Annotated in this window: 13 protein-coding genes, 2 tRNA genes and 3 pseudogenes; 6 read left to right on the top strand and 12 right to left on the bottom strand. The window is 55.0% G+C overall.

Annotation, left to right across the window (positions count from 1 at the left end):
* Positions 1-289 precede the first annotated feature (289 nt).
* The 7 genes and pseudogenes from QP891_RS06955 to QP891_RS06935 form a co-directional block, all read right to left on the bottom strand.
* Positions 290-1,102: a trypsin-like serine protease gene (locus QP891_RS06955; protein WP_284770834.1), complete on the bottom strand. Its 813-nt coding sequence runs from the start codon at positions 1,100-1,102 to the stop codon at positions 290-292.
* Positions 1,099-1,281, bottom strand: a complete 183-nt coding sequence (locus QP891_RS06950; RefSeq protein ID WP_284770833.1) for a hypothetical protein — start codon at positions 1,279-1,281, stop codon at positions 1,099-1,101. The genes QP891_RS06955 and QP891_RS06950 overlap by 4 nt, the downstream gene beginning before the upstream one ends.
* Positions 1,282-1,295: 14 nt before the next feature.
* Entirely contained in the window at positions 1,296-2,072 is a 777-nt protein-coding gene (locus QP891_RS06945; RefSeq protein WP_284770832.1) for a hypothetical protein, read from the bottom strand.
* 201 nt (positions 2,073-2,273) lie between these two features.
* Positions 2,274-2,597, bottom strand: coding sequence for a transposase (locus QP891_RS11980; protein ID WP_502869501.1), 324 nt, complete (start codon positions 2,595-2,597; stop codon positions 2,274-2,276).
* Between the two features lie 50 nt (positions 2,598-2,647).
* Positions 2,648-2,785, bottom strand: a complete 138-nt coding sequence (locus QP891_RS11975; protein ID WP_502869499.1) for a hypothetical protein — start codon at positions 2,783-2,785, stop codon at positions 2,648-2,650.
* Between the two features lie 61 nt (positions 2,786-2,846).
* Positions 2,847-3,047: pseudogene (locus QP891_RS11970) on the bottom strand (transposase); the annotation flags it as partial.
* Positions 3,048-3,090: 43 nt separating this feature from the next.
* Positions 3,091-4,291 (bottom strand): annotated as a pseudogene (locus tag QP891_RS06935) (IS3 family transposase).
* An 88-nt stretch (positions 4,292-4,379) separates the two neighbouring features.
* On the opposite strand from QP891_RS06935, the gene QP891_RS06930 reads away from it, so the two are divergent.
* Complete coding sequence (locus QP891_RS06930; RefSeq protein ID WP_284783770.1) at positions 4,380-4,985, top strand: IS3 family transposase; 606 nt, start codon at positions 4,380-4,382, stop codon at positions 4,983-4,985.
* 18 nt (positions 4,986-5,003) lie between these two features.
* Positions 5,004-5,108: pseudogene (locus QP891_RS11850) on the top strand (IS3 family transposase); the annotation flags it as partial.
* A 186-nt stretch (positions 5,109-5,294) separates the two neighbouring features.
* Here QP891_RS11850 and QP891_RS06925 read toward each other — a convergent pair.
* From QP891_RS06925 to gyrA, 4 genes are all read right to left on the bottom strand, one after another.
* Positions 5,295-5,367 (bottom strand) — tRNA-Ala (locus QP891_RS06925).
* A 9-nt stretch (positions 5,368-5,376) separates the two neighbouring features.
* A tRNA-Ile gene (locus QP891_RS06920) sits at positions 5,377-5,453 on the bottom strand.
* 174 nt (positions 5,454-5,627) lie between these two features.
* Positions 5,628-5,966, bottom strand: a complete 339-nt coding sequence (locus QP891_RS06915) for a DUF3566 domain-containing protein (RefSeq protein WP_284770777.1) — start codon at positions 5,964-5,966, stop codon at positions 5,628-5,630.
* A gap of 3 nt (positions 5,967-5,969) precedes the next feature.
* Positions 5,970-8,525, bottom strand: a complete 2,556-nt coding sequence (gene gyrA, locus QP891_RS06910; RefSeq protein WP_005276024.1) for a DNA gyrase subunit A — start codon at positions 8,523-8,525, stop codon at positions 5,970-5,972.
* A 78-nt stretch (positions 8,526-8,603) separates the two neighbouring features.
* Here gyrA and QP891_RS06905 point away from each other — a divergent pair, with 78 nt between their 5' ends.
* From QP891_RS06905 to QP891_RS06890, 4 genes are read left to right on the top strand one after another with little or no spacing between them, the layout of a single operon-like run.
* Positions 8,604-8,825, top strand: a complete 222-nt coding sequence (locus QP891_RS06905) for a hypothetical protein (RefSeq protein ID WP_023029849.1) — start codon at positions 8,604-8,606, stop codon at positions 8,823-8,825.
* On the top strand, positions 8,822-9,079 hold the full coding sequence (locus QP891_RS06900; RefSeq protein ID WP_023016410.1) for a hypothetical protein: 258 nt from the start codon (positions 8,822-8,824) through the stop codon (positions 9,077-9,079). The genes QP891_RS06905 and QP891_RS06900 overlap by 4 nt, the downstream gene beginning before the upstream one ends.
* Positions 9,080-9,090: 11 nt before the next feature.
* The gene (locus QP891_RS06895; RefSeq protein ID WP_284770778.1) at positions 9,091-9,528 is read left to right on the top strand and encodes a DUF6918 family protein; all 438 of its coding nucleotides are present in this window, start codon (positions 9,091-9,093) and stop codon (positions 9,526-9,528) included.
* Positions 9,529-9,588: 60 nt separating this feature from the next.
* Positions 9,589-11,088, top strand: a complete 1,500-nt coding sequence (locus QP891_RS06890; RefSeq protein WP_284785358.1) for an MFS transporter — start codon at positions 9,589-9,591, stop codon at positions 11,086-11,088.
* A gap of 94 nt (positions 11,089-11,182) precedes the next feature.
* On the opposite strand, the gene gyrB is transcribed toward QP891_RS06890, so the two are convergent.
* The gene (gene gyrB / locus QP891_RS06885; RefSeq protein ID WP_284770780.1) at positions 11,183-13,252 is read right to left on the bottom strand and encodes a DNA topoisomerase (ATP-hydrolyzing) subunit B; all 2,070 of its coding nucleotides are present in this window, start codon (positions 13,250-13,252) and stop codon (positions 11,183-11,185) included.
* Positions 13,253-13,388: the final 136 nt, after the last annotated feature.

The raw sequence follows: 13,388 nt of genomic DNA, 5'->3' as shown, positions 1-13,388 counted from the left end.
GAAAGCAAAAAGCCACGACTCCCACACCCCCGTAGGTGGCTTTTCTTCAATGCTTCCAACAACGAGAAGTACTAGGGAAGTTCCTTTGTCACTGGAAGTCAAGAATTAAGAACCGTCAGCCTGCCGGAAATAAGCACAGCCGTGAAACTAAGTTCGCAAAAAGATGCAGATTGGGTTTAGGTGGAAAACTAGATCCATCTAAACCCAATCTGCATAAGTCCGAAACATGCGCTCTAACTATCTTGGCATCTTTCGCTCTTTTTGTCCCCAAAGGAGAATCCTCCCAAGATTAACGGTAACTTTCACTGCTATCCTGCGTCTCCTTCATAAGGGAATTAATCCAATCAGCATACGGGAAGATATCTGAGTGCCACATCTTCCCACCCCTACGGTCTTGGCAAGTGGGATTCGCTCCTCCTGCTGTATGAACAGCATAAATAGTGTTTCCGGAGTATACCGCGCCGCCGGAGTCTCCAGAGCACGACCAAGCGTCGGTAGTAGCAACACTCTGGAGAATGTTGGAAAAGCTGCCTGCTTCAAATGAGTACTTATCATAGTACGCAACTACACGAACCTCAGCTGTGGAGGGGAAATCATGGTATCCCCCATACCCTATCAAGCTCGCTTCATCATTAAAGGTTAAGGACTTTGTGGGTAGCTCAAATGAATCAGCAGTAATTCCGTCAGAAACTTTAATCAATGCAACATCTTCTGTTTCTCCCTTAGTATACACGTCTTCCACCTTCGCACTTTGACCGTCATATTGCCTAATGAATCCCGAAGCATTCTGACCATTGAGTCCTTGGACACAGTGACGTGCGGTTATCCAAAAACCATTTCTCAGGTGGTTGACCGTGCATCGCTTTTTCATTGCTTCCTCCGATTCTTTTATCCAAAGTTGTCCAACCCTGTCGTCTTGTTGCACAACTTTGCTCGAAGATTTTAGAGAAATCATTTCAGCAGGAAGTCCCTCTCGACCGCTATCCATCAACAGAGTACTTTCAAACTTCATCCCTATAAAAAGGGAGCCAAATACCAAAAGAACAGGTAGCAGCGGTGAGTGGAACGCTAGTTGCATTATGTGGCGCAGAGAGCCAGTCATTTCCTGCCAGACCGCTCAGCACTCATGGCTCTCGCCAACATCAAAAAGCCGACGGACAGCAAAGAAAAAAATGCTATGGCGCCAATCTCTAAGGAACTAGGATCGTCAAAGCATCTTGGCAGCAGGACAACGACCAGCGCCGCAGAAAAAGCACCGAAGAAAAGAATTGCAGCTTTCATTCCGCCCCCCTCAACTAAAGTTTAAAACATTCGACGACACCGGCGATATCGCCGGTGCCGAGGGTGGCAATCCCTCCAACGCAGGCTGCACATACCGCCGCGCCGATAGGCTCTACGCCACAGGCCGTTGCACAAGTCGAACCGATCAGTCCAGCAACCACTCCATTAACACCAAGAATGGCACCAATGCATGCGGTCTTCTCTCCCCAGCCCTGTAGCTCAGGGGCGTCAGGATCGGCCATTGGGACATTTTGATTAGCCTGGAGGGTGGCTCCGTCAACATAGTCAATGTCAAGGCCTTCGTCTTTAACAAGCTGATCATCCTTGAACACCTGGACGTTAAACTTGTTGTGAGAACCTTTTGTATAAAGCGTCTCCGATTGGCCAATTGGAGAGGAGTGATCTTCCGTCTTGTAGGCGACGGTTATGTTACTGAGGTAATTATATTCTCCCTCGTTCGAATAAGGCACAGTAACGAGATCAAAGCTTTCTCCGTCATCACTCTTTACCGTCGTAACCTTTGTATTGTCGAGATCAAGGCGATCGACGCCACCATGAGCATGGATTTTTCCCTTGCTGACATTTCCCTTAGCTTCTTTTAGAAGTTCTGCTTTGTCTGGAGACTGGGTTGTGTCCTTCGTGTTGGATGGGCCATTCGACGCTGCACAAGTACTGTTTGAAGCATTAGGTTCCTTATGTGGCATATCGACAGCGGCAGCAGTAGAAGCTGAACCGATTAAAATGGTGCCGACTGCAAAGAAAGACATAATCTTGGAAGCAGATTTCAACATGATACCTTCTCCTGGCTCGTTGACGTGAAGTGACTATTGGAAATCGCCGGAAGGTACCCGTTTTAGATCATAAATCTGCAGAATTGTCAGAAATAGAAAACTGTCAGAAATAGAAAGGGCAATTTCAATAGCTTTCCGACGTTAACATGCAAAATATATAATATGATAGGAGCGTGTCAAGTTGTGTGTGTGGGGTTAGGTTTATAGGTATTTGTCGAAGCGGTCGGGAAAGGCCACGGCCATTTGGTTGATGGCTTGTTTCCAGCCGGATACTCGTGCTCCTTCCACGAGCCTGCTGGCTGTAGCTGAGGCCCGTTTGCCTTGTTTCGCCCTCTTTAAGGCTCGTTTGTCTTCAATAGTGCAGATCATCAACCACAGCGTCTTTAACGCAGAATCATCATTAGTAAATTGGACCCGGTTACGCGTGGCTTTACGCAGCTGGTTGTTAAACGACTCAATGGAATTCGTCGTCATAGATGACCTTTCTGGCTGCTGGTGGGAACTGCAAAAATGGCACGAATCTATCCCATGCGTCCTGCCAGACCTTGACCGACTGAGGGTACTTCACACCCAGTTCAGACTCTAAAGAATTCCTTCAACGCTGCTTCTGCCGTGGATTCATCAGTAGCCGTATAAACCTTCTTCAACGCGGCTGATACAGCGCGGCGATCCCCGTAGGCCACCCACCGGTTCGCGGCGCGAATCAGGTGCACGATACAGGTTTGTACCATGGAATTCGGCCAGGTTGCCTCTAGAAGCCTCTGGTAGGCCTTTCAGCCCGTCACAGCAGACAATAAAGACGTCTTTGACCCCACGGTTAGATAAGTTGGCACATACATGTGCCCAAAACGATGCGCCTTCTTCTTTAGCAATCCATAGGCCCAAAATGTGCTTGATGCCATCTAAATCCACGCCGATAGCCATATAGGCAGACTTGTTGACAACCCTGCCACCGTCACGGACTTTAATGCGCAACGCATGGGCCTGACCCCCGGAAAGTGGACACGTCGGGGGTTAGCTATGCTGCTTTAGTCAGTGTAGCTGAAGTCTCGGCTTCAAAGACATCCGGCGCTACAAGATTGCACCAGAAGTGCCGCCGGCGCGTGTTGTAGCGCATGCACCACCGGAAGACTTCCTGACGGCAGGAGATCGGACTGTCAAAAACTTTCCTATCGCGCAAGACTTCCCGCTTGAGCGTGGCGTTAAACGATTCTGCTAGGGCGTTATCCGCACTCGTTCCTACCGCTCCCATAGACTGGCGCACACCCAACGACGAGCAATAGCTCCTAAAGGCTTGTGAGGTGTACACACTGCCGTGATCGGAATGGAATATAGCTCTGTCAAGACTGCCGCGTACACCGTGTGCGTGGGCTAGGGCATCGATGACCAATAAGACCCGCATGTGGTCTGCGAGTGCATAACCTGCACGTTTGCGTGAATGAAGTGTCAATGACTGTGGCCACATACATGTTTGTCCCTCCCTTACACGGAAGGTAGATAAATATCGCCGACGTAAACGCGGTTCGGCTCGTTGGCTGTGAATAAGCGGGCCTAGTAAATCTGGCATGACGCGGTGGCCAGGCTTACGCCTGACAGTGATGCATCGGCGGCGTTTGGTGAAGCCTCTAAGTCCCATGGCTTTCATAATTCGTGCAACTTTCTTGTAATTTATCGGGCCGAAAACCGTATCACTGTTGAGGCTTGCAGCGATGCGTTTAGCACCATAAAGACCAAGCTCATCATCAAAGATGGTTGTGATTCTCGCGCCAATAACGGCATCAGAATACATCTCTTATCCTGCGCTTTTTACGAGTTTGGACCCATTTATAAAACGAGGAACGATTCAGCTTTAACACATGGCACATCCGTGTGAGCCGAGTACTCGGTTCTGTGGTCATAGACACACTGAGAAGCAGAACGCCCGTGAGTTGCTTTAAGCAAAATTTTTGGCGGCCTTGCGCAGGATGTCACGTTCTTCGCGCAGTTGTGCGTTTTCTTTTGTCTCACTGGCGGATCCGCTCGGAATCATTCGCCGCTTGGGCTTTATCCTGCATGGCTTTTATGCGGGCACGTTTGCCGGTGCCGTACTTCTTGACCCAAGAATGCAGCGAGGCTCGGTTGATACCGAGCTCTGCTGATGCTGCGTTCAGCGAGAGGTCCTCATTGTTCTCATAGAGGGCCACAGCATCGCGTTTGAACTGTTCGGAATACCTGGACATAGTGGCAGATTACCTTTCTTCCCAACCCAACCAGGCTGGATATCAGGTGTCCACCAACTAGGGGTCAGGTCCTTCAAAGTATGCGGAGCTGACCGAAAGAATTACCGAAATCGTAAAAGACTCCGAATTCAGCTACGGCTACCGTCGCGTCTGGATTCAATTGAAGCAATCGGGAATCAAGGTCAGCGAGAAAGTTGTGCGCCGAATCATTACGGCCGAAGGGTTAACGGTGCGTTATGTTAAGAAAAAGCGTCGTTATTCGTCGTATCGCGGGGAGATTTCAGATGCCCCACCAAACTTGGTGAAACGGAATTTTCATGCTGATAAGCCTGGGCTGCTGTGGTTGACGGATATTTCAGAGTTTCCTGCTGATGACGGGAAAATCTACTTTTCAGCGTTGGTGGATTGTTTCGACGGAAAGATCGTGGGAGCAACAACGAGTTGCCATCCTAGTCAGCAGCTTGCAGACGACTGCTTAGCACAGGCGATTGAAAATGATGCGCCTGCGGATCCGACAAGATTAGTAATCCATTCCGATCGGGGTTGCCACTACCGAGGTAATAGTTGGATCCAAGCCTGCCAAGACATCGGTTTTGCTCGTTCAATGTCGAAGAAAGGGTGCTCACCCGACAATTCGGCGTGCGAAGGATTGTTCGGCCGAATGAAAAATGAGATGTTCTATGGACGTAAATGACGCCATCGTGAGGAACTAGAGAAAGCGATTCATGAATATGTCGACTTCTACAACGAACGAAGAATCAAGCTTGAGTTCAGCGGATTAAGCATCAATCAACGCCGACGCAAACTGCTACTCTGAATAGTCCTAAAAAATGTCCGCATCCCCTTTTGCTACTTAACCCAAAAGCCCTACTGGAAAAAGGCGACCCACCCCTAGACCCCAGATAACAAGAAAACCGGCACCCCAGAACAAAACAACTGAGATGCCGGTTCGCCAACGATGTCGCGACTGACCTGTCAAGCATGTCGCGACCCATGACACCTGTGGAGCATAGGAGAATCGAACTCCTGACCTTCTGCTTGCAAAGCAGATGCTCTACCAATTGAGCTAATGCCCCATTGTTCCGTGGTGGGCCTAGCTGGAATCGAACCAGCGACCTCATCGTTATCAGCGATGCGCTCTAACCGACTGAGCTATAGGCCCTTTAGCGGAACGAGAAGTAACTTTACATACTACCCCGGAAAGAACACAAATCGGCAGCTCAAAGAGGTTTTCAAAGGCACTCTTCGTTGGCCTAATGAGTACCCTACTTCGCGCTTAAAACTAGAAAAATGCCGGCAACCGTAGCTGCCGGCATAGTCTCCCACTCACAGTGGTCTAAATATCATCCAAGCTAACCTTTAGCCCGCCGAGGACATCCACGATGGCGTTATAGATGACGGCCATCAGCGGTGCGAGCAAGGTGAACAGGACGGCGAAAATAACGCCAATCAGCGCGCTGGCTGCGATCACCACACCAAAGGTGACCTCAAAGCCCCCGCCGACGCCGCCAACGAGGCTATTGACTGACTCCCATATGCCCACCTGGTGCAAGCCGATGTACAGCAGGCACACGGCCAGCAACCACGCGATGAGTCCGACGAGTGACAGGGCCAGACCAACGCGAAACGCCGAGGTGGGCGAAATGTGGTGGATGGTTACGTCTCGTCGTTCCATGTCCTACTCCTCATCCTTGGAGGCATCGCTACCCTTGTGGTGCTCTTGCTGGACCTCATCGACGGTCTTTTCGCCCTTGGCCACAGCCTGCGCGTCTTCCTCACCATCTTCTTCGACATTGCGGTCGATGGCAAGCAATTCGACGTCATCGGCAAGGTCAACCAAGCGCACACCCATCGTGGCGCGCGAGGAAGGACGAATCTGGTTTACTTCGGTGCGAATAACCCCACCGGCGGAGGTAATGGCGAAGATTTCATCGTCTTTATCAATCGAAATGGCACCAATAAGCTTGCCGCGCTTCGGAGTGTACTTGAAGGTCATGACACCCAAGCCACCGCGGCCCTGCGGGGTGTATTCCTCAATGGCGGTGCGCTTGCCGTAGCCACCTGAGGTAGCAACGAGTAGGAACTCGCCGTCGTGGACGACGGACATCGCCAGCAGCTGGTCATCGCCGCGGAAGCGCATGCCCTTCACACCGGCGGTAGCGCGGCCCATGGGGCGCAGCTGGTCGTCATCGGCAGTAAAGCGAATGGCTTGGCCCTGCTCAGAGGTCAGCAGGATGTCATCGCCCTCAGAAACGAGCTGGGCGCCGATGAGCGCATCGCCCTCGTTGAGATTGATGGCGATAAGGCCTGCGGAGCGAGCGGACTCGTAATCGGTCAGGCGCGACTTCTTCACGCGGCCCTGCTGGGTGGCCAGAACCAGGTATGGCGCATCCTCGTAGGACTGGATCTGAATGACCTGGGCGATCTTTTCCTCCGGCTGGAATTCCAGCAGGTTGGCCACGTGCTGGCCGCGGGCAGCGCGGCCGCTCTCCGGCAGCTCGTAGGCCTTCAGGCGGTAGACGCGGCCAAAGTTGGTAAAGAACAGGATCCAGTCGTGCGTGGAGCAAACGAAGAAGTTCTTCACAATGTCATCTTGCTTGAGCTCCGCACCGCGCACGCCCTTGCCGCCACGCTTTTGTGACTTATAAGTATCAACCTTGGTGCGCTTGGCATAACCGGTGGCGGTAATGGTGACCACGACGTTTTCGCGGGCAATGAGGTCTTCATCGGTGACCTCGCCGGAGGCAGGCAGGATCTCGGTGCGGCGCTCGTCGCCGTACTTTTCGACGATCGCTTCCAGCTCATCGTGGACGATCTGGCGCTGGCGCTCCTCGTGGGCGAGGATGTGCTTGAGGTCTGCGATCTCTTCTTCGATTTCTGCCAATTCATCGACGATCTTTTGGCGCTCCAGGGCGGCCAGGCGGCGCAGCTGCATCGCCAGGATGGCATCGGCCTGGATATCGTCGACATCGAGAAGCTCCTTCAAGCCCTCGCGCGCCTCATCAACGGTGGGCGAACGGCGGATCAGGGCGATGACCTCATCCAACATATCCAGCGCCTTGACCAAGCCGCGCAAGATGTGCGCGCGCTTTTCGGCCTCATCCAGGCGGTACTGGGTGCGGCGAACGATGACCTCAATCTGGTGCGCAACATAATTGCTCAGCATCTGATCCAGGCGCAGGGTGCGCGGCACGCCATCGACGATGGAAAGCATATTAGCGCCGAAAGAGGTCTGCAGCTGGGAGTGCTTGTACAGGTTATTGAGCACCACGCGGGCTACAGCATCGCGCTTCAGGGTCACAACAATGCGCATGCCCACGCGGTCAGAGGACTCATCTTCGATCTTGGAAATGCCGGCGATCTTGCCGTTGGCTACGGACTCCGCGATATTGGAGATGAGGTTATCGGGGTTGACCTGGAACGGCAGCTCCGTGATCACGATGGTCTGCCGGGAGCCGGATTCTTCGATGGAGGTCACACCGCGCATGCGGATGGAACCGCGGCCGGTGGTATATGCATCCTTGATGCCCTGATCGCCAACGATAAGGCCGGCGGTGGGAAAATCCGGGCCCTTCACGCGTTCCATGCAGGCCGCGAGCGCGGCATCCTCGTCTGCGTCTGGGTTCTCCAGCAGCCAGTAGATGGCCGAGGCCAACTCATTGAGGTTATGCGGCGGGATATTGGTGGCCATGCCCACGGCAATGCCGCCGGAGCCATTCATCAAAAGGTTAGGCACGCGGGACGGCAGGACGTCCGGCTCGCTGGTCTTGCCATCGTAGTTGGGCGAGAAGTCCACGGTATTTTCGCGGATATCGCGGACCATTTCCATGGCCAACGGGGTGAGCTTGCACTCGGTATAACGCATTGCGGCAGGGCCGTCGTTACCGCGGGAGCCGAAGTTACCCTGGCCATCGACAAGCGGGTAGCGCATATTCCAGGACTGCGCCAAGCGCACCAAGGTGTCATAGATGGCCGAGTCACCGTGTGGGTGGAATTGGCCCATGGTGTCAGAGACCGGGCGCGCGGACTTCACATAGCCGCGCTCGGGGCGGTAACCCGAATCGAACATGGCGTAGAGAATGCGGCGGTGTACCGGCTTTAGGCCATCGCGCACCTCAGGCAGCGCGCGGCCCACAATGACGGACATGGCGTAGTCGATATAGCTCGACTCCATCTCCTCATTAATGTCAATGGGAAAAATCCGATCAAAAAGATCGTCGTTATTGTCACTCATAAGGCCAAATTCTACCTTCTCCGGGCTTTATCGGCCTTATTTGCCGCACCGGTGGTATCACTGTGGTATCACTGGGGCATGGCAATGACATTGCGGCTTACCGCAGAACAAGATCACGCCCTTACCCTCTTGGCCTCCGCGCAAGGCACCTCCAAGCACGAGGCGGTGGTGCGTGCCATCGTGGCGGCGGCCTCGCGCACGCTTGCCGATGCCCACGTGCAAGCCACCGCCCGCGAACTCCTCCCCGGCCGCGCGGATCTAGAGGCCGAAATCCGCAGGGCGCGGAAGACCCAGTCATGAGCCCCGAACAGCTATACCTAGTGGCTCAAGAATTTTGCGCCCGCTTTAATCTCCGCATCATCAATTACTCCGCCTTGGTGGCCGCCGCGGCTGCCAGCACCGCGCGCCTGGAGGGCATAGCCATTCACGGCGATGAGCAACAGGCAGCCCAAGCCATGGCGGAGGTTTTAGAAAAGGTGCCAGCGTTAAATGCTGGAAACCAGACCTTCGCGCAGTACTGCGCCCGCGTCTATATGGCCACTAAATTCGCGTAAAGTATCGCACCATGTCTCACCTTTCTACCTTGATGCATGGATCCACCCGCACCGAGTTCATCGCCGAGTGCGGGGCTCTCGTTGAAAAAATCGCCTCCGCCCAATCCGGCATTTCTGGCATGGCCATTAAAGGCGGATTGGCCGCCGCCAAGAAGGCCGATGCCAACGTCGTCCCCAAGGCGCTGGAACGGATCCTGCCGGATGTCCTCGATGCCCTGGATCCGCGGTGGCAGGACTTTGCGGAAAGCGGGAAGGATGATTTTGGTGCCTTCCTTGAACCGCGGCAAGAAGAGGTCAGCGATGAAATTATGAATATCGCAGATAAGCACGTAGAAAAGGTGAACTCCGCCGCACTGCGCAACCCCTATAATTCCCTGCGCGGCAAGGCCACCAAGATCTTAAGCCCGGAAGTTCCTGCATTCGGCCGCATAGTACAAAAGCACATGTAAATAAATAGTTTCCACCGGTTTTCCTGCGGTTGAAGGTTTTCTGGACTGCGGAGTATAAGTGTGGAAGTGAATTATTCCCCGCATCATAAATCGTCGGCATCAGAAGCAAACCGTACCGACTACCCCGCCGGCCAAGACCCCGCCCGCTGGCGGGTTCTTATTATTGTGCTGGTCACGGTGTTCATGTCACTGATTAGCGTGTCCATCGTGAATGTGGCGCTGCCGTCGATTCAGTCTGGGCTTGGTGCCACGGATTCGGATGTGCAATGGGTGCTGTCTGGTTATGCGCTTACCTTCGGCGTGGTCCTCGTCGCCGCAGGGCGCGCCGGCGATCTCGTGGGGCGCGGGGGCATCTTCCTGCTCGGCATCGCCGTCTACACCATCAGCGCCGCCGTGGCGGGTTTCGCGCCGAATGCGCATTCTCTAAACATCGCGCGTTTTGTGCAGGGTGTTGGCGCCGGATTGCTGAACCCTCAGGGAGTGGGAATGATTCAGCAATACTTCCGCGGGGAAGAGCGCGGCCGCGCCTTTGGATACTTTGGCGCCACCGTGGGAATCGCGGTGGCTATCGGCCCGGTACTGGGTGGCTTCCTCATCAAGATCGGCGGCCCTGACCACGGGTGGCGGCTGACCATGCTGGTCAATGCGCCTATCGGCCTGCTGGCCATCATCTTAGGCCTCATGTGGTTCCCACGCCCGCTATTTTCCCGCGTCCGCGATGCCGCGGGCAATAAGCTGGGAATCTTCAAGGCGCTGGCCACCCTGGATCCCATCGGCGCGCTCATTCTCGGCGCCGCAGTATGGTGCATCCTCTTCCCCTTCATGGACTCCACCGGTTCCCCGGCCGTGTGGTGGCTGCTTCTCGCGGGTGCCGTGCTCATTGGTGTGTGGGTGCTGTGGGAGCGCCACCACAAGGCTACCGGCCATCCGCCGATGGTGGATCTCAATATCTTTGCCACCTCGAGCTTCCGCAATGGCACCATCATCGCCACGTTGTGGTTTATGGGCATTACCAGCATCTGGGTGCTCGTGGCGTTGTACTTCCAAAATGGCCTGGGTTACTCCGCGCTCGCGGCCGGCTCGGTGGGCATTCCGTCCGCACTCCTCAACTCCATTACCGCCACCATCGCTGGCCGCAAAATCTCGCGGTATGGGCGCATAGTGGTCATCATCGGCATGCTGACTACCATCTTCGGACTCTTCACCACGGTGGTCTTTATTTGGGGCACCACGCATTGGGGAATGAACGAATGGTGGCTCATCCTTTCCTTGGCATTTATTGGGCTCGGCCAGGGTGCCGTGGTCTCCCCTAACCAAACCCTGACCTTGGCACAGGTCCCAGACAACTACGCCGGTTCCTCCGGCGCGGTCCTGCAAACCGGCCAGCGCATCGGCACCGCCATCGGCCTGGCCGTCATTACCGCCATCGTCTTTGCCATGCTCCAAAGCACCTCCGGAGATTGGCCCGTATCCATCATGACCGGTTTCGGTGTCATCATCGCCGTTTGCCTGGTGTCCTTGAGCTTTGGGTTTGCGGATCAGCGCGCTTCCCGCAGCTAATACCTCTCCCCATAGTTAGAGCCCAGCGTGGATAATTCCACGGTGGGCTCTGGCTTGTCCCCAGCCCCTATACGCAGAGGACTAGGCCAGCGGTTTAGATATCCAGGAAGCGGACATCCTTCGCGCGGCGGGTAATGAAGGAGCGGCGAGCGGCCACGTCATCTCCCATGAGGATGGAAAACAGCTCATCGGCGCGCTGCGCGTCTTCCAGATCCACGCGGCGCAACAGGCGCGTGGAGGGATCCAGGGTGGTCTCCCAGAGCTCGGAGGCGTTCATCTCGCCCAAGCCCTTGTAGCGCTGGATGCCGTCATCCTTGTTGATCTTGCGGTTTTGCTCCAGGCCTTCTGCCAACAGCTTATCGCGCTCATCATCAGAGAAGGCGTAGCCCGGAGTGCCCTTAGACCACTTCAGCTTGTAGAGCGGCGGGTTAGCCAGGTACACGTGGCCATCCTCAACCAACTGCGGCATAAAGCGGAAGAGCAGGGTCAACAGCAGCGTGGCGATGTGCTGGCCGTCCACGTCGGCATCGGCCATCAGCACGATCTTGTCGTACCGCAGCTTCTTGATATCGAATTCCTCGTGGATGCCGGTACCCAACGCGGTGATGATGGCTTGGACCTCGGCATTTTTTAAGACCTTATCCATGCGGGCCTTTTCCACGTTCAGGATCTTGCCGCGCAAGGGCAAGATGGCCTGGAACATAGAGTCACGGCCGGCCTTCGCGGAACCGCCCGCGGAGTCACCCTCCACGATATAAAGCTCCGAACTCCGCGGATCCTTAGAACGGCAATCCGCAAGCTTGCCGGGCAGTCCGCCCAGATCGGTGGCGGACTTGCGGCGCACCATCTCGCGCGCCTTACGCGCTGCCATGCGGGCATGCGCCGAGGAGACGGCCTTATTGATGATGGCCTTTGCCTCTGCCGGGTTGGCATCAAACCAGTCATTGACGTACTCGTTGACCGAGCGCTGCACAAAGCCCTTGATCTCGGAGTTGCCCAGCTTGGTCTTGGTCTGGCCCTCGAACTGCGGATCACCCACCTTGACCGAAATGACGGCGGCCAAACCTTCGCGACAGTCATCACCGGAAAGGTTGCCGTCCTTGTCCTTGATGAGCTTGTGCTCCTTGGCATAGCGGTTCATCAAGGAGGTCAGGGCTGCGCGGAAGCCCTCTTCGTGCGTGCCGCCCTCGTGAGTATTGATGGTATTGGCAAAGGTGTGCACGGACTGCTTGTAGCCCTGGTTCCACTGCAAGGCCACCTCGACCTCGTGGTCCTCGCCTTTTGACTCGAAGGACACGATGGTGGGGTGAATAGCGTTCTTGGACTTATTGAGGAATTTTACGTAGTCCGTCAGGCCCTCCGGGTAGTGGAAGGTGATCTTCTTGCGGCGCTTCTTATCGGCCTTGGTGACGTTCTTGGAATCGTCTTCCTCGTTAAAGGTATCGCCGGCATCAGGAACATCATCAAACGACGTCTCATCCGCACTCGCCTCACCGGATTCCGCATCCGCGATTTCCTCGAGCTCGATCTGCTCTTGGGTCACGCGCTCATCAATAAGCTCGATGGTCAGGCCCTTGTTCAGGAAGGCCATCTCCTGCAGGCGGCGCGCAATGGTGTCGTAGTCGAACTCGGTGGTTTCAAAGATCTCCGGATCCGCCCAGAAACGAATCTTGGTACCAGTGCCGCGGGCGTTGCCGCCTTCCACAAGGTCATCCGGGATGGCGTTCTGGAAGTTTTGGTACCAGTGCTTGCCCTCACGCTTGATCTCCGCCTCCACGCGGGTAGACAGGGCGTTGACCACGGAAATACCGACGCCGTGCAAGCCGCCGGAAACGGCATAGGAATCGGAGTCGAATTTACCGCCGGCGTGCAGCTGCGTCATGACCACCTGGACGGTCGGCGCACCAGAGGCGTGCATCTCCACAGGGATGCCGCGGCCATTATCGATGACCTCGACGCCGCCGTCTTCCAAAAGCTTGACGGTGACCTTATCCGCGAAGCCTGCCATGGCCTCATCAACGGAGTTATCAACAATCTCCCAGATAAGGTGGTGCAAACCGCGCGATCCGGTGGAACCGATGTACATACCGGGGCGCTTGCGGACGGCCTCTAGACCTTCCAGGATCGTAATTGATCCAGCATCATATGCGTGTTCTTCAGCCACGGATTCGTGCTCTCCTTTTGGCTATAGCTAATTCTAAAACTTTCACTATTCTACACGCATACCCCCTACTGAATGACACCCCACACCGGCCAGAGGTAGCTATGTGGCGCGCTCTGTAGTTATTTATCTTTTAAAG

It is taken from the genome of Corynebacterium sp. MSK310, assembly GCF_030227355.1.
GTDB classification, from domain to species: domain Bacteria; phylum Actinomycetota; class Actinomycetes; order Mycobacteriales; family Mycobacteriaceae; genus Corynebacterium; species Corynebacterium rhinophilum.
The sequence above is the reverse complement of the archived record's forward strand: the minus strand, read 5'-3'. Positions and strand labels throughout refer to the sequence as shown.